Raw genomic sequence first — 19,775 nt, 5'->3', positions numbered from 1 at the left:
GACAGAGAAAGCGAGCACTACGACAGCCATGGCTGAGGCTCAGAACATTCCGGCGGGTTCCACCACCACCGGGTCCATCGCGGTGGCCGCCGAGTCGACCGTCGCCACGCGCATGAGCGCGCCCCCGTCGTTCGACGTCGCGGACTTCCCGGTCCCGCACGGCCGCGAGGAGGAGTGGCGGTTCACCCCGCTGGAGCGGCTGCGCGGGCTGCACGACGGCACGGCCGTCGCCACCAGCGGCGCCGTGAAGGTCGCGGTCGAGGCCCCCGAGGGCGTCGCGGTCGAGACCGTCGGCCGCGACGACTCCCGGCTCGGCAGGGCCGGCATCCCGGTGGACCGCGTCGCCGCCCAGGCGTACACGTCCTTCGAGCAGGCGTCCGTCGTCACGGTCGCCAAGGAGGCCGTGCTCACGGAGCCGATCCGCATCGCGGTGCACGGCGAGGGCGGTGTGGCCTACGGCCACCTGGTCGTCGAGCTGGGTGCCTTCGCCGAGGCCGTCGTCGTCATCGACCACACCGGTGACGCGGTGCTCGCCGCCAACGTGGACTACGTCCTCGGCGACGGCGCGAAGCTCACCGTCGTCTCCGTGCAGGACTGGGACGAGAACGCGGTCCACGTCGGCCAGCACAACGCGCTGGTCGGCCGGGACGCCTCGTTCAAGTCGATCGTCGTCACCTTCGGCGGCGACCTCGTCCGCCTCCACCCGCGCGTCGCCTACGCGGGCACCGGCGGCGAGGCCGAGCTCTTCGGTCTGTACTTCACCGACAAGGGCCAGCACCAGGAGCACCGCCTCCTGGTCGACCACAACACCCCGCACTGCAAGTCCAACGCCGCCTACAAGGGCGCGCTCCAGGGCGACGGCGCACACGCCGTGTGGATCGGTGACGTCCTCATCCAGGCCAGGGCCGAGGGCACCGACACCTACGAGATGAACCGCAACCTCGTCCTCACGGACGGCGCGCGGGTCGACTCCGTGCCGAACCTGGAGATCGAGACCGGCGAGATCGTCGGCGCCGGCCACGCCTCCGCGACCGGCCGGTTCGACGACGAGCAGCTCTTCTACCTGATGTCCCGTGGCATCGAGGCCGAGGAGGCCCGCCGGCTCGTCGTGCGCGGCTTCTTCGCCGAGCTCGTCCAGCAGATCGGTCTGCCGGACGTCGAGGCGCGGCTGCTGGAGAAGATCGAGGCCGAGCTGAAGGCATCCGTCTGATGGCCTTCATCAAAGCCTGCGCGCTGAGTGAGCTGGAGGACGACACCCCGAAGCGGGTGGAGCTCGACGGCGTCCCGGTGTCCGTCGTCCGTACCGAGGGCGAGGTGTACGCGATCAACGACATCTGTTCGCACGCGAACGTCTCACTGTCCGAGGGAGAGGTCGAGGACTGCATGATCGAGTGCTGGCTGCACGGCTCCAGCTTCGACCTGCGCACCGGCAAGCCGTCCGGCCTTCCCGCGACGCGCCCCGTCCCCGTATACCCCGTCAAGATCGAAGGGGACGATGTGCTCGTCTCCGTCACCCAGGAGTCCTGAGTCACCCATGGCAACGCTTGAAATCCGCGACCTGCACGTCTCCGTCGAGGCCGACAACGCCACGAAGGAGATCCTCAAGGGCGTCGACCTGACCGTGAAGCAGGGCGAGACCCACGCCATCATGGGCCCCAACGGGTCCGGCAAGTCCACCCTCGCGTACTCCCTCGCGGGTCACCCCAAGTACACGATCACCAGCGGTTCGGTGACTCTGGACGGCGAGGACGTCCTGGAGATGACCGTCGACGAGCGGGCCCGCGCCGGCCTGTTCCTCGCGATGCAGTACCCGGTCGAGATCCCCGGTGTCTCGGTCTCCAACTTCCTGCGCACCTCCGCCACCGCCGTCCGCGGCGAGGCGCCCAAGCTGCGCGCCTGGGTGAAGGAGGTCAAGGAGACGATGGGCCGGCTCCAGATGGACCCGGCGTTCGCCGAGCGCAACGTCAACGAGGGCTTCTCCGGCGGTGAGAAGAAGCGCCACGAGATCCTTCAGCTGGAGCTCCTCAAGCCGAAGGTCGCGATCCTCGACGAGACCGACTCCGGTCTGGACGTCGACGCCCTGCGCATCGTCTCCGAGGGCGTCAACCGGGTCCGCGAGACCGGCGAGGTCGGCACCCTGCTGATCACGCACTACACGCGGATCCTCCGCTACATCAAGCCCGACTTCGTGCACGTCTTCGCCAACGGCCGCATTGCCGAGTCCGGCGGCGCCGAGCTCGCCGACAAGCTGGAGAACGAGGGCTACGAGGCATATGTGAAGGGTGGCGCTTCCGCGTGACACAGCTGCCGGGCCTCCTCGACACCGAGGCGATCCGCAAGGACTTCCCCCTGCTGGATCGGACGGTCCACGACGGGAAGAAGGTCGTCTACCTGGACAGCGCTGCGACCTCGCAGAAGCCGCGCCAGGTGCTCGACGCCCTCAACGAGTACTACGAGCGGCACAACGCCAACGTGCACCGTGGCGTGTACACGATCGCGGAGGAGGCCACGGCGCTGTACGAAGGCGCCCGTGACAAGGTCGCCGCGTTCATCAACGCGCCCAGCCGCGACGAGGTGATCTTCACCAAGAACGCCTCCGAGTCGCTCAACCTCGTGGCCAACATGCTCGGCTGGGCCGACGAGCCCTACCGGGTGGACCACGACACCGAGATCGTCACCACGGAGATGGAGCACCACTCCAACATCGTGCCGTGGCAGCTGCTCTCGCAGCGCACGGGCGCGAAGCTGAAGTGGTTCGGCATCACCGACGACGGCCGCCTCGACCTGTCCAACATCGAGGAGATCATCACGGAGAAGACGAAGATCGTCTCCTTCACCCTGGTCTCCAACATCATGGGCACGATCAACCCGGTCGAGAAGATCATCCGCCGGGCCCAGCAGGTCGGCGCGCTGGTCTGCATCGACGCCTCGCAGGCCGCCCCGCACATGGTGCTGGACGTGCAGGCGCTGCAGGCCGACTTCGTGGCCTTCACGGGTCACAAGATGGTCGGCCCGACCGGCATCGGCGTGCTCTGGGGACGGCAGGAGCTCCTGGAGGACCTGCCGCCGTTCCTCGGTGGCGGCGAGATGATCGAGACCGTGTCGATGCACTCGTCGACGTACGCCCCCGCGCCGCACAAGTTCGAGGCCGGTACGCCCCCGATCGCCCAGGCCGTCGGCCTCGGCGCGGCCGTGGACTACCTCTCGGCGATCGGCATGGAGAAGATCTACCGCCACGAGCACGCGATCACCGAGTACGCGGTGAAGCGGCTCCTGGAGGTTCCGGACCTCAGGATCATCGGTCCGGCGACGGCCGAGGACCGCGGCGCCACGATCTCCTTCACGCTCGGCGACATCCACCCGCACGACGTGGGCCAGGTGCTCGACGAGCAGGGCATCGCGGTCCGGGTCGGACACCACTGCGCACGGCCGGTCTGCCTGCGGTACGGAATTCCTGCGACGACGCGAGCGTCGTTCTATCTGTACTCCACGCCCGCCGAGGTCGACGCCCTGGTGGACGGACTGGAACACGTACGGAACTTTTTCGGTTAATTGGCAGAGCGGCTGGGGTTGACTGGTGAAGCTTGATTCCATGTACCAGGAAGTGATCCTGGACCACTACAAGCACCCCCACGGGCGCGGCCTGCGGGACGGCGACGCCGAGGTGCACCACGTCAACCCGACGTGCGGCGACGAGATCACTCTCCGGGTGAAGTACGACGGCGAGACCATCGCCGATGTGTCGTACGAGGGTCAGGGCTGCTCCATCAGCCAGGCCAGCGCCTCCGTGCTGAACGACCTCCTGGTCGGCAAGGAGCTGGGCCAGGCGCAGAAGATCCAGGAGACCTTTCTGGAGCTGATGCAGTCGAAGGGCCAGCTGGAGCCCGACGACGCGATGGAGGAGGTGCTGGAGGACGCGGTCGCGTTCGCCGGTGTCTCGAAGTACCCGGCCCGGGTGAAGTGCGCGCTGCTGAGCTGGATGGCGTGGAAGGACGCGACGGCGAAAGCGCTGTCCGAAGGGAAGACGGCATGAGCGACAACGAGACTCTGACCACCAAGCCGGCCTCCGAGGAGGAGGTCCGCGAGGCGCTGTACGACGTGGTCGACCCCGAGCTGGGCATCGACGTCGTCAACCTGGGCCTGATCTACGGCATCCACATCGACGACGCCAATATCGCCACCCTCGACATGACGCTGACGTCCGCGGCCTGTCCGCTGACCGATGTCATCGAGGACCAGGCGAAGTCGGCGACCGACGGCATCGTCAGCGAGCTGCGGATCAACTGGGTCTGGATGCCGCCGTGGGGCCCGGACAAGATCACGGACGACGGGCGCGAGCAGCTGCGCGCCCTGGGCTTCAACGTCTGAGCCCACCCCTGACGACGAACGGCTCCCGGCTCCGCGCCGGGGGCCGTTTTTTCGTCGTTGTTTCGTCTGCCGTACGCATGATGTGTGTCCCTCGTTGGCACGGGTAGCGCAACCTACCCGCGACATCCACGCCGACGAGAGGCATGCCGTGCTGCATCAGTCTTCGCTCCCCGGCCGCAGGACGGCCGCCGCCGTGGGCGGTGTTCTCCTGCTGGCCGCCCTGGGGATCAACGCCCCAGCGTACGCCGCGAGTTACGGTACGCCGACGATCGGGCTCTCGGTCTCCTACCTCTCCGGCGCCGTCGGTGCGAGCGGCGACCCCGTGGTGACCGTCACCGTCGCGCAGAGCGGGGCCGACGCGGCCGAGCTCGGCGTGGCGGCGTCCGCCAGCTCCGAGCCGTCCGTCGCCGGGACCGGTGATGTGACCGTGACGGGGACCGGCGGCACCCGGAGGCTCACGGTCGCCGCGCACGGGCGCGGCTACACCGACCTCACGGTCAAGGTCACCGGACTCGGCGGCAAGAGCGCCACGAAGACGCTGCACTACGCGGTCTCCGCCGCCGTGCAGAACGCCGGCGACACCCGGTATCTCATCGGTTCCTCGGACGCCTCGGCCGCCGTGGACGTCGGTGGCGGGTACGTGGTCGTGGCCGACGACGAGTCCAACACGCTGCGCCTGTACGACCGTTCCGCGTCCGGTGCGCCGGTGAGGAGCTGGGACGTCGGCTCGGAGCTCGGGGTGTCGAAGGAGGTCGACATCGAGGGCGCGGCCCGGGCCGGCGACACCATCTACTGGACCGGTTCGCTCGGCAACAACAAGGACGGCGAGTACAAGTCGGCCCGCAACACCGTCTTCACCACGACGGTGACCGGGTCGGGCGCCGCCACGCAGCTGAGGGTGGGCGGCTCGTACAAGAAGCTCCGGGACGACCTCGTCGCCTGGGACGAGGCGAACGGCGACCGTCTCGGCTTCGCCGAGGGGACGGCGGACGGCGAAGCGCCCAAGCAGATCGACGGGTTCAACATCGAGGGCCTGGAGTTCGCGCCCGGCTCGACGACCACCGCGTACCTCGGCTTCCGGGCGCCCCTGGTGCCGCCGAAGTCGGGCGGCAAGGCCCTGATCGTGCCCATCACCAACTTCGACAAGGTGGCCGGCAGCGGGGCGAAGGCGGTCATGGGTGCGCCGATCGAGCTGGACCTCGGCGGGCTCAGCATCCGGGACATCCGGAAGAACGCCGCCGACCAGTATCTGATCGTGGCCGGTTCCTGGGCGTCCGACGACAACTCCGACCCGTACGCCCTCTACACCTGGGACGGCGTCGCCTCGCACGCACCGGTCAAGCGGGCCGATCTGCCGACGGCGGACCCGGGTGGCTGGGAGGCCGTCGTGGACGTTCCGGACCTGACGGTTCCGGGCGCCCGCGCGCAGCTGATCACTGATGCCGGATCGGCCGATCTGTACGGGGACGGCACCGAGGCGAAGGACCTCGACCACGACGAATGGAAGAAGTCCCGGGCCACATGGTTCACCGTGGGCGGCTGACGTAACGGACGGCCTCGCGATGTGCGGCATCGCGAGGCACGGCCTTGCGAATCGAGGACGCGAACGCCGAGGCCGAGCGCGTCATCGGGCTCGGGGCGCAGCGGGGGCACATCGGGCAGCGGTCCGATGTGCCCCGGTGATGCCGGAGGATCCCGGCGAGAGCAGCGAGTCGTCCGTGCCGACGCCGGAGAAACTCGCCCGTCGACCGAGCGGGCCGGGCCTTCGCGGGCGTGCTCAGGGGCCGTACTGCGCGCCGTACTGCGGGGGTACGGCCGCCGCCTCGGCGAGGGCCGGGCCCAGGTTCTCCGTGCGCATGCGCCGGTCGACGTAGAGCAGTCCGGTCACCAGCTGCGGGAACGTCGCCGAGATGAACTGGCCGATCAGCTGACCCAGCGCCAGGATCACCAGATAGCCGCTCATGGCGAAGGCGACCGAGGCGGGATTCGGGTCCTCGTCCAGGGTCGTTCCGCCGATGATCCCGGAGAACATGCCGAGGAACGAGAACGGGATCTGGATGATGTAGTTCGCCGCGGCGGCAAGCATGAGGGCCAGCAGGGTGATGCCGAGGACCCGCCACCAGTCGCCGCGCACCAGCTGTGAGGAGCGGCGCAGGGCGGCCACCGGGGACTGCCCCTCGAACACCGCGGCCGAGGGCGCCAGGCAGAACTTCACGCAGAGCCAGATCGCGAGCGGGGCGGTGGCCAGCGCGCCCAGGAAGCCGAGCGCGGTCCACAGCGCGACATCGCCCCCGTGCTCCAAGGTGATGGCGCCGATCACGAACGCGAAGAAGCCGACCATCACGAGCACCATCGGGATCAACGCGATCAGGAAGGTCAGCACCACCGTTCCGAACACCGCCGGCACGCGGGACCAGGCCCGGCGCCAGACGAAGGAGAAGGTGGCCGGCCTGCCCAGCACCGCCTCCTGCAGGATCGTGGGAACGGCCGCGTACATCATGGCCGTGGCGACCGAGAAGACGATCAGGCCGAGCAGAAAGAGGACACCGAGGCCGGCCACGATCGGCACCACGTCGGAGGACGGAGGGTCCTCGTCGGCGCTGAGCGCGATGAGCCGGTGCAGCGGGCCGCTGACCGCGGAGTACCCGATCAGGACCGCGGCGCCCATGATCGCCAGCGCCCCGCCGTACACGGTCGCGCCGATGCCGAACAACTGCTTCCAATAGCGCCCCAGCGTGCTGAAGGCGCCGCTGAATATGTCCCCGAGCCTCAGGGGCACCAGCGGTATCACTCCCGGCTTCGGCGGTGGCGTCCAGCCACCCCATCCCGGCGGTCCCAGGGGCCCTCCGTACGGTGCCCCGCCCCACCCTGCGTCGTGCGCCACTGCTGCTCCGTCATGTGTCGTTGTCCGGTGTGCTGATCGGGACACCGTAGCGTCCCGGCCGGCCGGAAGCGTCCGTACCGTCGCGCGGAGGGCGATGCGTACACTCGTACACATGGGATACGGACTGCTCGCCGCGGCGATCGCGGCGGAGGTGGCCGGCACGACGGCCATGAAGTACAGCGAGGGCTTCACCCGGTTCTGGCCCTCGCTGATCACCGTCGCGGGATACCTCGTGGCCTTCGGGCTGCTCGCCCAGACGTTGAAGACGCTGTCGGTGGGCACCGCCTATGCCATCTGGGCCGGGATCGGCACCGCGGCGGTCGCCGCCATCGGCATCCTCTTCATGGGCGAGTCCGGCAGCCCGGTCAAGCTGGCGGGCATAGCGCTGGTCATCGCCGGAGTGGTGGTGCTGAATCTGGGCGGGGCCCACTGATGGTGCGCCGCTACGACCCCGAGCGGCGCGACCGCATCATCGACGCCGCGATCGGAGTGGTCGGTGCCAAGGGCATCGCGGGGCTGAGCCACCGTTCCGTCGCGGCCGAGGCCGATGTGCCGCTCGGCTCGACGACGTATCACTTCGCCTCGCTGGACGAGCTGTTGATCGCCGCACTGCGCCGGTCGAACGAGAACTTCGCCGAGGTCATGCGGGAGAGCGAGGCGCTGGCCGACCCGGAGTCCGACCTCGCCCAGGAGCTGGCCGGGCTGCTGGGGGCGTACTTCTCCGGCGGGCGCGGACGGGCCGAGCTGGAGTACGAGCTGTATCTCGCCGCGTTGCGCAGGCCCGCACTGCGCCCCGTCGCCGCCGAGTGGACCGACGGCATTACCGAGCTGCTGTCCCGGCGGACCGATCCGGCCACGGCGCGGGCGCTGATCGCGCTCATGGACGGGATCTGTCTGCAGGTGCTGCTCACCGGCGGCGAGTACGACGAGGCGTACGCGCACGAGATGCTGCGGCGGATCGCCGGGTGACGGCTCCGTGCGCGGGCGCCGGATGACGGCTCTGCCCGCGGACGCCCCCTCATACGCCGCGCGGGCCCCCGCTCCGTACCGCCGCCAGTGCCGCCCGGACGCTCGCCTCGACATCGGTGATCGGATACAGCACCTTGCGAACCGTCCGGTCGCGGTCCACCACCAGCGTCAGCCGCTTCAGCCATGTGATCCCGGCCGCGCGGAAGGTCGGCAGGCGCAGCGCCGCCGTCAGCTCCAGATCCGCGTCGGACAGCAGCGGGAACCGCAGCCGCTCCGCGTCCGCGAAGGCCCGCTGCTCGTCCGGGCGCTGGGTGGAGACCCCGTGCACGGTCGCTCCGGCCGCCGTGAACTCGGCCAACTGGTCGCGGTACGTGCAGGATTCGAGCGTGCAGCCGCTCGCGCCCGGGATCTCGGCCCAGCCCGGCGGATAGGACTCCCGGCGGGCGTGGGCGCCGGGGAAGGCGTACAGGACGGTGTACGGAGTGGCGGCGACCGGGTCGCGCGAGACGCCTTCATGGTCCAGCAGTCGCAGCGCGGGCAGGCGCGTGCCCGCCAGGGCGTGCACCCGGGCCGCCTCCTTCGAGCTCTCCGCGGCTGTCGCCATCTTCTCCCCTTCCCCCAGCACCCAGGTGTCGCCCCAGTCCTGGAGCGCGATCAGTACGGGCAGCAGTGCGCGGCCGCGCCGGGTGAGCCGGTACTCGTACCGGGGCGGCCGGTCCTGGTACGGCTCCCGGGAGAGCACCCCCGCGTCGACCAGCAGCCGCAGCCGCTCGGTCAGCACCTTGCGCGAGACGCCCAGCTCCTCCTGGAGCGCGTCGAAGCGGTGCACCCCGCGTGCCGTGTCCCGCACGATCAGCAGGGTCCACCAGTCGCCCACGACATCGAGTGCCCGGGCGATCGCGCAGTCGGCGTCGGCGAGGCTGGTGCGCTGGGGCATGGGCTCCTCCGTCGGTCTCCCGTGTCCGCCTCTGTCCGGACCGACCAGCAGGAAAGCATGATGGCATAGTCAGTTCCCAAAGGGAACCCGCAGGGGAGGGTGCTGGGGGCGGGTTCCTCCCGGGCCGTGCGGGACGTGGCAGCGGAACGGTGCCCGCCGTGCGGGTGTCCGCGCCGCGGCCGTCCGGCGAGACCGGTTGGCTCCCGCGGTGCCTGGCCGGTTAGGTTTCGTGTCATGACCGACACGACTCCTGCTCGCACCACCGGCGCCGTCGCCGCCGGCCTCGCCACCATCGCCGGCGACGGTTCCGTTCTCGACACCTGGTTCCCCGCCCCCGAGCTCACCGCCGAGCCCGGCCCGGCCGGAACCGAACGGCTCACCCCCGACCAGGCCGTCAACCTCCTCGGTGAGGCTGCCGTCAAGGCCATCGGGGTGGACGCCCGCCGCGGTGTCGAGATCGTCGCCGTACGTACGGTCATCGCCTCGCTCGACGAGAAACCGCTCGACGCCCATGACGCGTACCTGCGCCTGCACCTGCTCTCGCACCGCCTCGTCCAGCCGCACGGCCAGAACCTGGACGGGCTCTTCGGCCTCCTCACCAACGTCGCCTGGACCTCGCTCGGCCCGGTCGCCGTCGACGACGTGGAGAAGGTGCGGCTGAACGCCCGTGCCGACGGTCTGCACCTCCAGGTCACCTCGGTCGACAAGTTCCCCCGGATGACGGACTACGTTGCGCCGAAGGGCGTCCGGATCGCCGACGCCGACCGGGTCAGGCTCGGCGCGCACCTCGCCTCCGGCACCACCGTCATGCACGAGGGCTTCGTCAACTTCAACGCGGGCACCCTCGGCACGTCGATGGTCGAGGGCCGCATCTCCGCGGGTGTCGTCGTCGGCAACGGCTCCGACATCGGCGGCGGCGCCTCCACCATGGGCACCCTCTCCGGCGGCGGCAAGGAGCGCATCGTCATCGGCGAGCGCTGCCTGATCGGCGCCGAGGCCGGTGTCGGGATCGCGCTCGGCGACGAGTGTGTCGTCGAGGCCGGGCTCTACATCACGGCCGGTACCCGCATCACGCTGCCGGACGGCCAGATCGTCAAGGCCCGTGAGCTCTCCGGCGCCTCGAACATCCTCTTCCGCCGCAACTCGGTCACCGGCGCCGTCGAGGCCCGCCCGAACAACGCGGTCTGGGGCGGCCTGAACGACATCCTGCACAGCCACAACTAATCCGTGGCGGCCAGCAGTTCCTCGTAGATCCGCCGCAGCCCGTCGGTCGCCTCGCGCCCGGCGGGCTGCAGCGGTTCGCGGACCGGTCCGGCGCCCAGCAGCGCCTTGGCGGTGACCGTGCCGGGCAGTCCGGAGCCCATCATCGCCTCGGTGAGCGGGAGGACCAGCCGGTTGAGCCGGGCGGCCCGCGCGGTGTCCCCGGCGTCGAACGCGTCCAGGACCGCCCTCAGCCGACGGGGCGCCACATTGGCGACCGTGCTGACAAAGCCCGCCGCGCCCACCGCGTACAACGGCAGATTCAGCTCCTCGCAGCCCGAGTAGTACGCCAGCGAGGTCGCGCCGATCACCTTCGTGGACCCGAGCAGGTCGTACGCGCAGTCCTTCACGGCCGCGATGCGGGGGTGCTCCGCGAGCCGCAGCAAGGTCTCCGGCTCGATGCGGGTGCCGGTGCGGCCGGGGATGTCGTACAGCATCAGCGGAAGGCCGGTCGCGTCGGCGACACGGAGGAAGTGCGCCTCCACGGCGGCCTGCGGCGGCCGGCTGTAGTACGGCGTCACCACCAACAGGCCGTCCGCGCCCGCTCGTTCGGCCTGCCGGGCGAGCTCCACCGTGTGCCGGGTGTCCGCGCTGCCGACCCCGGCGACGATCGGCACCCCGTCGCCGACCGCCGCCCGGACCGCCCGCAGCAGCGCGGTCTTCTCGGCGTCGGTGGTGGTCGGGGACTCGCCGGTGGTGCCGTTGAGCACCAGGCCGTCGCAGCCGTCGGCGACCAGGGCGGCGGCGTGCTTCCCGGCTGCCTCCGGGTCCAGGTCGCCGGTGGCGGTGAACGGCGTGATCATGGCGCAGAGTGCGCGGCCGAAAGGAGTTGCGGTTGTGGTCATTCCGGAAGTCTCCGTCGGCCGGACCGCGAAGGTCCACTCGGATCTGCTTGAGGTGAGGGACGAGCAGGACTCAACAGTCGCCGGGGCCGGGCCGCCGCACTCCGGCATGATCGAACGCCTAGGTCCTGTCGATCTTCGTGGATCAGCCCGGGGCGTCTGGTGCGGTGCATCGCAGGGCGGAGGATCGTCCTCGTACTGGACGTACTTGGGCGACTCCGACAACGCGGCGAGGTGCCGTGCCAGGCGTCCCGGGCCCATGAAGATCGGCAGGACAGGACCTATGCGACAGGCCGGGACCGGGGTGGGTGCGTGAGCGTGCGAGGACAGGCAGGGGCGGGGACCGGAACGGGGAGCGGGAGACGCGGGCCGGTGGCGGCCGTGCTCCTGGCCGGGGTGCTGGGCCTCTCGCTCACCGGATGCGCCGGGTTCCTCGTACCGGCGGGCGAGGGCGAGCCGGAGCCGACGCCGAGCGTGTCACGGCTGCCCGGCGGGGTGCACGCCGACAAGCTGCCGACCCCGTTCCCCAGCGTCTCCGCCGGGCTTTCCGGCCGGCCGCCGGGTGCGCAGGGGGCCGGCCCCACGCCCGCCGTCGACGCCGGCTGCCCGTCCTCCGGCGTCGTCGTCGACATGGGCGAGGTGGAGGCGGCGCTCGGCCACCGGGCCGTCGGGCTCACCCTCACCAACTGCGGCAGCAAGCCGTACAGGGTCCACGGCTACCCGTCCGTCCGCGCCCTGGACGAGGCGGGTGACCCGCTGCCCGTCCCGGTGAACCCGGGCTCCTCCTACATGGGCACCGACCGAGGGCCGCAGGAGGTCGTGCTGAAGCCGGGGAAGACGGTGCGGTCGCTCCTGGCCTGGGTCTCCACCCCCACCGGCGGCGACCTCATCGAGGGCGACGCCCTGGAGATCGCACCGGCGCCCGGCCTGGAGGCGCGCACCTTCCCGCTCGAGGGCAGCGACGTACGGCTGCTCGACGAGCTCTACACGACCGCGTGGCGGACCGGCCCCACGTAGCGGCACCACGCGGCGCGGGGGGCAGAGGGCCCTCGTCGGCTGCGGGCGAGGCCCAGCGACTCGTGGAACCGGGCCTGCCACCGGCGCCGGGTCGCTCAGCGCCGGGCCATGTAGAGGGTGAAGGCCTTGTGGAGCACCTTGTTGATCGGGTAGTCCCACTCGCCGATGTACTCCGCGGCCCGGCCGCCCGTGCCGACCTTGAAGCGCAGCAGTCCCACCAGATGACTGCTCTCGTCGAGAGTGTCGGTGATGCCGCGCAAGTCGTAGACGGCCGCGCCCCGTTCGTGCGCGTCGCTCATCATGCGCCACTGGATCGCGTTGCTGGGCTGCACCTCGCGCTTGCGGCCGGTCGAGGCGCCGTAGGAGTACCAGACGTGGTTGCCCACGGTCAGCATCGTCGCCGCGGAGAGGGTCTCCCCGTCGTGCCGGGCGAGATAGAGCCGCATCCGGTCGGGGTCCTCGGCCCGCAGCACGGTCCACATGCGCTGGAAGTAGCCGAGCGGGCGGGGGATGAAGCGGTCGCGCCCGGCCGTCTCGCGGTACAGCTCGTAGAAGGCCGGGAGGTCCTCGTAATCGCCCTCGACGACCTTGACGCCCGCCTTCTCCGCCTTCTTGATGTTGCGCCGCCACTGCTGGTTCAGGCCGCCCCGGATCTCCTCCAGCGACAGCCCGGCGAACGGCACCTGGAAGACGTACCGGGGCTGCCCCGCGCTGAAACCGTCCTCGCTCTCCTCCCCGCCCCGCCGCCAGCCCAGAGCGCGCAGCCGTTCCACGAGCTCGGCGGCCCGCGGCTGCTGCGAGTCCGGCGGCACGTCGCGCAGCCGCCCGGCGGACGGGTCGGCGATGGCGTCCTTGACGGTCCGGGCGTCCCAGCGCCGGGCGACCACCGGCGGGCCCATACGTACCGAGAACGCGCCCTGAGCCTTCAGGTGCGCCACCATCGGATCCAGCCACTGCCCCAGCCCCGAGCCGTGCCAGTCGATGACCGGGCCCTCCGGCAGATAGGCCAGAAAGCGCTTCACCCGGGGGATCGGCCGGTACAGGACCAGCCCGGCTCCGACGATCCGTTCCGCTCCCGCGCCGTCCCGGTCGAACCAGCCGATGCTCTCCGCGCGCCAGTCGGGCTTCACATCACCCCATGACGGAACCTGCATATGGCTCACGGCGGGACGGCTTGCGACGAACGCCAGATGCTCCTGGCGGCTGATCGTCCTGAGATGCGGTGCCATGCGCTACTCCGTTCGTTGTGCGGTCGCTGCGCCCGACGGTGCCGGCGGGGTGCGCTGTTGACCTCAAGCGCACTTGACGTATCAGGGTGGTCGGCAACGGCGCACCGCCCCGGTGCCCCGGTCAGGAGGACCCGTCATGAGCGTGCGATTCGAATCCCGTCCCGATCTTGCCCGCAACGACGTCGGACTCGTCAAGGCGAGCACCTGGGATCTCGCCACCCCGGAGCGCCGACGGCGGACGGTCGAGGCCATTCGTGAGGCCTGGGACAGCCGGGACTGGCCGCATCCGGGACTTCTTTCGTACACCGTCCATGCCGGTGAGGACGGGAAGACCCTCTTCCACTACAGCCAGTGGAGTGGTGAGCAGGCGTACCAGGACTTCTTCCGGCACGGCAGGGACGAGCGCAACGCGGACATCGACGCCGCCGTGCCGGGCATCCGGCGGCTCGGACTGCACACCCTTGAGCTCTACCGGTCCACGCCGCCGCGGGAGGGCGACGGGCGGGAGCCGGGCTGCGTCGTGATCGTCGACGTCGAGTTCGAGGGCCCGGACAAGGCGCGACAACGGGACTGGGTGGACACCGTGTTCGAGGCGCTGGGGACCGACCCGGCGCCCGCCCCCGGCGGCATCCGCGGGCACTTCCATGTGAGTACCGACGGAACCCGGGTGCTCAACTACGCCGAATGGGAGAGCGCCCGGGCCCACATCGACGCACTCGCCGCCCCCGGTGCCGGGATCGGGTCGCGCACGCCGCAGTGGGAGCGGGTGCAGTCCTACCCGGGGGTGACCGGCGGCGGAGTCCACCGGTACACGCCCGCCCTCAGCATCCGGCCGGGGGTGGGCGCGTAGCGCCGCCGCTACGGGCGGAAGCGGAGCACCTGCGGGTCGTGGTCGCTGTTCTGGTCGGCGAACTCGGCGTTGATGTGCACGCTGTCGTAGTGGTAGCCGCCAATGGACGGGCTGGTCAGGATCTGGTCGAGGACCTGGCTGTTGCCCTGGTACACATAGCTGTAACGCTCCGAGCGCGGCAGGGACTTGATGGCCGGGTGGAGCACGCCCCCGGCCGTCAGGGTCTTGGCCGTGCCGGAGAACTCGAAGTCGTTGATGTCGCCGACGACCAGCACGTCCGCGTTCTTCTGGACGCTCAGCAGCTTCTTGACGAAGGTGTTGACCGCCTGAGCCTGCGCGTGCCGCTGGACCTCCGAGGAACGGGTCGGCGGCTGGTGCTCCGAGAAGAGGGACTCGTCGCCGCCCTTGGACGCGAAGTGGTTGGCGACGACGAAGACCGTACGGCCGCGGAAGGCGAACTCCCCGACGAGCGGCTTGCGGCTGTTCTCCCATGCCGCGTTCGCCGGGTCGATCCGGCCGGGGGAGAGGGTCAGGGCGGCGCGGCCCCGCTCCCGTACGACATCGGTCGCCGTCGTCGCGTCGCCGCCGGCCCGGTCGGTGAACGAGACCCGCTCCGGGTTGAAGAGGAACACCTGGCGGATGTTGCCGCCGGGCTGGCCGCCGTCCTTCTTGTCCTGCGGGTCGATGGAGCGCCACTCGTACGCCGGGCCGCCTGCCGCCACGATCGCGTCGGTGAACTTCTTCACCGTCAGGTCGGCGGCGACCGTGCCGTCGCTCTTCGCGCCGTTGTTGTCCTGGATCTCCTCCAGCGCCACGATGTCGGGCGAGGCGAGGTTGTCGACGACCGCGGCGGCGAGCGCGTCGAACTTTCCCTGCGGGTCGGTCGGATCGAGGTTCTCGACGTTGTACGTCGCCACGGCCAGCTCGCCGTCGCGCTGCTTGCGGGTGGTCTCCCGCTTCAGGCCCTTCGCGGTGACGGTGCCCATGGTGCGGGCGGTCAGCGTGTAGCCGCCGTACTGGTTGAAGTCGAGCGGGCCCTCGGTCGTACCGGTCAGCACATCGCCCACGTCGGCCTTGGGGAAGGGCTGCTGGGCCAGCGGCACCAGCGACTGGATCTGCAGCCGTCCGGTGTTCTGCGCGTCGTACGAGCCGTAGACGGTGCCGCCGCGGCGGGCGTCGTTCTCGTGCGGCTTCACCGTCACCCACAGCTCGGCGTGCGCGTCGGTGGCGCCGACCACCCGCGAGGTGCCGACGCCGATGTTCATGCCTTCGAGCGACTCGTAGTAGTCCAGGGCGTAGCGGGACGGCCGCAGCGGCAGCGCGTTGATGGAGCCGCCCGCCGCGCGGTCGCCCTGCGGGGTGTACCGCGACGGGACGGAGCGCTCCGTCACCCGCACCGGCTCGGGCAGGGCGTTGCCGGAGGACACCACGGTGACGGTGGGCTTGCTGATCTCGGTGAGCGACTGGTTGCCGGAGTCGAGGCCGCCCGGGACGTACTCGGTGACCGTGCCGGAGACGGTGACCGCGTCACCGACGGCGACGGTGGGCGCGGAGCCGGTGAAGACGAAGACGCCCTCGCTGGTGGCGGGGTCGGCGTCCGGGGTCGGGTCCTGGAACCAGAAGCCCTTCGAGCCGTACGTCCGCACTCCGGTGACGATGCCCGCCACGTCCGCGACCTGTCGGCCGACGAGCGGGGATATCCGGGTGGAGCCCTGGATGTCGTGGATCTCGACCTGGCCGTCCACGGCCTGGCCGGGGGCGGTGGAGGCGGACGCGGAGGCGGCGCCGGTGAGCAGGCCGGCGGCGAGCGCGGCGGTGACTACGGCGGAGACGGCGGTCGTTCTGGACGATGCGGCAGGCATCACGGGCTCCGGGGGTATCGAGGGTCAGAGTGGAGATCTACGCGCGTCAATCTCTTGTGTGCGCAAGGCCGTTGTCAAGGTCTCCCGGGTGGACTGCCGCTGTCCGTTGCATGAACCGGGCGGCATGGGGCGAAATGCGTTTACGCTTGGGCCGCCCGAACCGTACGCCCGGTCCGTACGTCCGGCGCGCCCGATCCGTACGTCCGGTACGCCCCGAGGAGAACCACCTGATGTCCGCAGAGCCCCCCACCCTGCCGCCCGTACGGCTGCGCACCGAGGCCGAGCTGGCACGGGACGCGCTCGCCGCGCCGCTGCTCGCCCGCGCCGTCCGGCTCGCCCGATGGGCGGGCCCCGGGACCCGGGTCGGCGCCGGCGGCGAGCTCGTCGACGCACAGCTGCCCGCGGCGGCCGAGCACCTGGGCCTGGCGGCCGACGAGGACGGTGCGGCGGAGGCGAGCGAGGCGTGGCGGCTCGCGGTCGACACGGGGCTCGTCGACGTCGAGGACCCCGACGAGGCCGCCGGACCGGACGCGGAGGGGACCGCGACCGCCGGTGAGAACCTGGCGGTCGTCACCGGCGGTTCGCCGAAGGACGTCCTGTCGATCTGGCTCGACGGCCTGGAGGCCGTCCACGCCGACGCCACCGTGCCGGTCTTCGACGACCTCGCCGATCTCGTCGGTGAGGACGGCTCGGTCGACTTCGACTCCCTGGACTGGGACCCGGAGGCCGAGGCGGAATTCCTCGACGGGGTCCTCGGCAACCTCTATCTGCTCACCGTCGGCGACGGCCACGGCGGCACGGACACCGCCCCCGTGCCGCTGCCCGCACTCGCCGCGTCGATGATCGTCCCCGACGACATGAGTGAACCCACCGACGACATCCTTGAGCAGGTGTCCGAGGCGATGATGCGCCTCGACGACCAGTTCCGGGTCCTCGAACCCATCGGGATCGTCGAATACCGCCCGGTGGACGAGGCGTTGCTGGTCGAGGAGGGCGAGGACGCCGCCGTGCCGGCCGACGACGAGGACATCGCCCGGTACGGAATGGTGAAGCTCACCCCGCTCGGCCTGTACGGGCTGCGGACCCGGATGCTGGAGGCCGGGGTGGACGCCCCGGCGATCGGCGACCTCGTGGACAAGGGCGCCGACGCACTGCTCGGAGGCGTCGCGTACTACCCCGAGGCGGCGGCCCGCAGCGAGGTCGAGCTGTGGCTCGCCCGGCGCGGCGGCACCGACGGTGCGGCGGCCGAACTCCTGGCCGCGGCACGCGGAACGGACCGGCAGGCCCCGCTGCGCAGGCTCCACTGCCAGCAGGCCCTCGCCCTGGTCGGTGCGGAGGCGGAGCCCGCGGTGCGCGCGGTGCTGGACGACCCCGAGCTGGGCGGCCTGGCCCGGGTCTGGCTCGCGGAGCTGGGCGCGGCCGACGTACCCGCGCCGCCGGAGTCGATGATCTTCTGGCTCGCCGTCGACACGATCGCGGCCCAGCTGGAGGCCGAGGGCGACCTGGGCGAACTCCAGGGCCTGGTCGAGGGACTGGCGGGCCAGCACAGCGGTTTCTTCGACGAGGCATGGCGGGTGGAGCACCCGGCGACCGCGGAGGTCCTCGAAGCGATGGGGCGGCTGCACAGCGACAAGAAGAAGGCCAAGGAGGCCCGCAAGGCTGCCTTCAAGGCCCGGTCGCGCAAGAGGGACTGACCCCCGCCCGAGGGTGGAGCGGGCGGCGCGAACGGGGCGGCCCACGGTGAACGGCGAGTTCAGGGCATGCGATCCGGCCAGGGCGTGTTTCGAACGTGGCGTCGTCCGCCCGGACGCCCCCGACCAGGCGGGACTTTCGGAACACGCCCCAGTGCACAGCAAGGGTGTCCCCCGGCGTCGCCCGCCGTTCAACTGGTGTTGGCACAGGGGCGCGACTGTGGGCGCATCAACGACCCGCCCAGTTGCTCCAGGAGTACGTGATGCCCTTCACGCGCAGGGAATTCACCAGACAGTCCGCCCTCACCGGTGCCGGCATCGCACTGACCGGTACCGTCGCGGCGCTCGCCACCGCACCGGGCGCCCTTGCCGCCGGGGATCCGAAGCACGGCCACGGTCACGACGGCCACGACCACGGTCACGGGCACGACCGCGAGCCCGGCTACGGGCCGCTGATCGCAGACCCCGAGGGCATACTCGCGCTCCCCGCCGGTTTCTCGTACAAGGTCATCACCCACACCGGTGTCACCAAGCTGGAGTCCGGCGAGTTCACCCCCTCCAACCACGACGGCACGGCCGCCTTCGAAGGCCCGCGCGGCGTCACCCTGCTCGTCAACAACCACGAGCTCAGCGGCACCCGCGCCGGCTGGGAGCACCCGGTGCCGCTCGCCGAGGGCCTGGTCTACGACCCGGTCGCGGCCGGCGGCTGCACCGTCGTGGAGACCCGCCGCGACGGCCGTACCGCCGAGTGGGTCGGTATCGCGGGTACGTCCACCAACTGCGCCGGTGGCGCCTCCCCGTGGGGCACCTGGCTCACCTGCGAGGAGACCGAGGACAAGGCCGGCAAGAACGGCCTGCTCAAGGACCACGGCTACGTCTTCGAGGTCGACCCGTACGACCGGCACGCCAACCGTGACCCGCACCCGATCAAGGCGTTCGGCCGGTACGCCCACGAGGCCGTCGTCATCGACCCCAAGCGCGGCCACGCCTACCTGACCGAGGACGCCTCCGGCCCCAACGGGCTGCTCTACCGCTGGGTTCCGCCGCACGGCTTCCGGCACGGCCGTGGCAAGCTGCGCACGCTCGCCGACGACGCCGGTGTCCTCCAGGCCACCAAGTGCTTCGACAGCAACGGCAGGTTCGTCGACGACCTGTCCCGCGCCACGAAGATCGGCACGGTGTACGGCGTGGACTGGGTCGACGTACCCGACCGTGACGCCAGGACGGTCTCGGTGCGCAAGCAGTTCGCCGACGGCGAGGTCACCCGGGCCCGCAAGCTCGAAGGCATGTGGTGGGGCGACGGCGGCGCGTACGTCGTCTCCTCGTTCGCCCGCTCCGAGAGCCCCGTCCAGCACGACGGCCAGGTCTGGTTCTACGACCCGAAGCGCCGCACGCTGACGCTGAAGGTGCTCCTCGGGGTGAACGCCGACCCGTCGAAGGACGGCGCCTTCGACGGCCCGGACAACATCACCGTCTCGCCGTACGGCGGACTGGTCATCTCCGAGGACGGCGACGGCATCCAGCACCTCTTCGGGGCGACCGAGAGCGGCCGCACCTACCCCATCGCACGCAACGAGCTGAACATCGGCAGCGAGGAGGAGCCGGAGTACAGCGAGTTCACCGGAGTCACGTTCTCGCCCGACGGCCGGACGCTGTACGCCAACATCCAGACGCCGGGCATCATGCTCGCCATCACCGGTCCGTGGAAGCGCCAGCCGCAGAAGCAGCGGTAGCCCGTACGGGTGCCCTCGGCACGGGGGAGCCGGTACGGAACGGGGAAGCCCTCACCGTACCGGCTCCGGCAGAGGCCGGTCACGAATCCGGTGCCAGTGTGCCGCCAATGGTGAACGGGCATGGCGTCGGGCG

At 70.8% G+C, this 19,775-nt stretch carries 19 protein-coding genes; 14 read left to right on the top strand and 5 right to left on the bottom strand.

What is annotated here, in order from left to right; translation table 11 throughout:
• The first annotated feature begins 28 nt into the window (after positions 1-28).
• The 7 genes from sufD (at position 29) to ACWCQ6_RS00480 (ending at position 5,911) form a co-directional block, all read left to right on the top strand.
• Positions 29-1,210, top strand: coding sequence for a Fe-S cluster assembly protein SufD (gene sufD / locus ACWCQ6_RS00510; RefSeq protein ID WP_451084560.1), 1,182 nt, complete (start codon positions 29-31; stop codon positions 1,208-1,210).
• Complete coding sequence (locus tag ACWCQ6_RS00505; protein ID WP_451084559.1) at positions 1,210-1,527, top strand: bifunctional 3-phenylpropionate/cinnamic acid dioxygenase ferredoxin subunit; 318 nt, start codon at positions 1,210-1,212, stop codon at positions 1,525-1,527. Before sufD ends, ACWCQ6_RS00505 begins: the two co-directional genes overlap by 1 nt.
• 7 nt (positions 1,528-1,534) lie before the next feature.
• Complete coding sequence (gene sufC / locus ACWCQ6_RS00500; RefSeq protein ID WP_451084558.1) at positions 1,535-2,299, top strand: Fe-S cluster assembly ATPase SufC; 765 nt, start codon at positions 1,535-1,537, stop codon at positions 2,297-2,299.
• The gene (locus ACWCQ6_RS00495; RefSeq protein WP_189541169.1) at positions 2,296-3,552 is read left to right on the top strand and encodes a cysteine desulfurase; all 1,257 of its coding nucleotides are present in this window, start codon (positions 2,296-2,298) and stop codon (positions 3,550-3,552) included. Before sufC ends, ACWCQ6_RS00495 begins: the two co-directional genes overlap by 4 nt.
• Positions 3,553-3,577: 25 nt before the next feature.
• Complete coding sequence (gene sufU / locus ACWCQ6_RS00490; RefSeq protein ID WP_072483050.1) at positions 3,578-4,033, top strand: Fe-S cluster assembly sulfur transfer protein SufU; 456 nt, start codon at positions 3,578-3,580, stop codon at positions 4,031-4,033.
• Positions 4,030-4,368 (top strand): metal-sulfur cluster assembly factor, encoded by a 339-nt coding sequence (locus ACWCQ6_RS00485; protein WP_030974666.1) that lies wholly within the window; start codon positions 4,030-4,032, stop codon positions 4,366-4,368. Before sufU ends, ACWCQ6_RS00485 begins: the two co-directional genes overlap by 4 nt.
• A 148-nt stretch (positions 4,369-4,516) precedes the next feature.
• Positions 4,517-5,911 carry a DUF3616 domain-containing protein gene (locus ACWCQ6_RS00480; protein WP_451084557.1) on the top strand — a complete coding sequence of 465 codons (1,395 nt, stop codon included), beginning with the start codon at positions 4,517-4,519 and terminating at the stop codon, positions 5,909-5,911.
• A 234-nt stretch (positions 5,912-6,145) separates the two neighbouring features.
• Here ACWCQ6_RS00480 and ACWCQ6_RS00475 read toward each other — a convergent pair whose 3' ends face one another.
• Positions 6,146-7,147, bottom strand: a complete 1,002-nt coding sequence (locus ACWCQ6_RS00475) for a hypothetical protein (protein ID WP_451084556.1) — start codon at positions 7,145-7,147, stop codon at positions 6,146-6,148.
• 217 nt (positions 7,148-7,364) lie between these two features.
• On the opposite strand from ACWCQ6_RS00475, the gene ACWCQ6_RS00470 reads away from it, so the two are divergent.
• Together ACWCQ6_RS00470 and ACWCQ6_RS00465 are read left to right on the top strand one after the other, a co-directional pair.
• Positions 7,365-7,685: a DMT family transporter gene (locus ACWCQ6_RS00470; protein ID WP_189541389.1), complete on the top strand. Its 321-nt coding sequence runs from the start codon at positions 7,365-7,367 to the stop codon at positions 7,683-7,685.
• A complete protein-coding gene (locus ACWCQ6_RS00465; RefSeq protein WP_451084555.1) occupies positions 7,685-8,221 on the top strand; it encodes a TetR/AcrR family transcriptional regulator in 537 nt (178 codons plus the stop codon). Before ACWCQ6_RS00470 ends, ACWCQ6_RS00465 begins: the two co-directional genes overlap by 1 nt.
• 49 nt (positions 8,222-8,270) lie before the next feature.
• On the opposite strand, the gene ACWCQ6_RS00460 is transcribed toward ACWCQ6_RS00465, so the two are convergent.
• Entirely contained in the window at positions 8,271-9,158 is an 888-nt protein-coding gene (locus tag ACWCQ6_RS00460; RefSeq protein ID WP_451084554.1) for a winged helix-turn-helix transcriptional regulator, read from the bottom strand.
• Between the two features lie 234 nt (positions 9,159-9,392).
• On the opposite strand from ACWCQ6_RS00460, the gene dapD reads away from it, so the two are divergent.
• The gene (gene dapD, locus ACWCQ6_RS00455) at positions 9,393-10,382 is read left to right on the top strand and encodes a 2,3,4,5-tetrahydropyridine-2,6-dicarboxylate N-succinyltransferase (RefSeq protein ID WP_451084553.1); all 990 of its coding nucleotides are present in this window, start codon (positions 9,393-9,395) and stop codon (positions 10,380-10,382) included.
• Here dapD and dapA read toward each other — a convergent pair.
• Positions 10,379-11,263: a 4-hydroxy-tetrahydrodipicolinate synthase gene (gene dapA / locus ACWCQ6_RS00450; RefSeq protein WP_451084552.1), complete on the bottom strand. Its 885-nt coding sequence runs from the start codon at positions 11,261-11,263 to the stop codon at positions 10,379-10,381. The two genes, dapD and dapA, sit on opposite strands and share 4 nt — an antisense overlap.
• 369 nt (positions 11,264-11,632) lie before the next feature.
• Between dapA and ACWCQ6_RS00445 the strand changes: the two genes are divergently transcribed.
• A complete protein-coding gene (locus ACWCQ6_RS00445) occupies positions 11,633-12,277 on the top strand; it encodes a DUF4232 domain-containing protein (RefSeq protein WP_451084551.1) in 645 nt (214 codons plus the stop codon).
• A 95-nt stretch (positions 12,278-12,372) separates the two neighbouring features.
• Here the strand turns inward: ACWCQ6_RS00445 and ACWCQ6_RS00440 are convergent, their stop codons facing one another.
• Positions 12,373-13,506: a lipid II:glycine glycyltransferase FemX gene (locus ACWCQ6_RS00440; protein ID WP_451084550.1), complete on the bottom strand. Its 1,134-nt coding sequence runs from the start codon at positions 13,504-13,506 to the stop codon at positions 12,373-12,375.
• A 136-nt stretch (positions 13,507-13,642) separates the two neighbouring features.
• On the opposite strand from ACWCQ6_RS00440, the gene ACWCQ6_RS00435 reads away from it, so the two are divergent.
• Positions 13,643-14,356: an antibiotic biosynthesis monooxygenase gene (locus ACWCQ6_RS00435; protein ID WP_451084549.1), complete on the top strand. Its 714-nt coding sequence runs from the start codon at positions 13,643-13,645 to the stop codon at positions 14,354-14,356.
• An 8-nt stretch (positions 14,357-14,364) separates the two neighbouring features.
• Here the strand turns inward: ACWCQ6_RS00435 and ACWCQ6_RS00430 are convergent, their stop codons facing one another.
• Positions 14,365-16,218 (bottom strand): endonuclease/exonuclease/phosphatase family protein, encoded by a 1,854-nt coding sequence (locus ACWCQ6_RS00430; RefSeq protein WP_451084548.1) that lies wholly within the window; start codon positions 16,216-16,218, stop codon positions 14,365-14,367.
• Positions 16,219-16,448: 230 nt separating this feature from the next.
• Here ACWCQ6_RS00430 and ACWCQ6_RS00425 point away from each other — a divergent pair, with 230 nt between their 5' ends.
• Together ACWCQ6_RS00425 and ACWCQ6_RS00420 are read left to right on the top strand one after the other, a co-directional pair.
• Positions 16,449-17,912 carry a hypothetical protein gene (locus ACWCQ6_RS00425; protein WP_451084547.1) on the top strand — a complete coding sequence of 488 codons (1,464 nt, stop codon included), beginning with the start codon at positions 16,449-16,451 and terminating at the stop codon, positions 17,910-17,912.
• 260 nt (positions 17,913-18,172) lie between these two features.
• On the top strand, positions 18,173-19,642 hold the full coding sequence (locus tag ACWCQ6_RS00420) for an alkaline phosphatase PhoX (RefSeq protein ID WP_451084546.1): 1,470 nt from the start codon (positions 18,173-18,175) through the stop codon (positions 19,640-19,642).
• Positions 19,643-19,775: the final 133 nt, after the last annotated feature.

The organism is Streptomyces sp. NPDC001880 (assembly GCF_053594575.1).
Note: the sequence above shows the minus strand (reverse complement) of the source record. Positions and strands in the feature narration are given on the sequence as shown.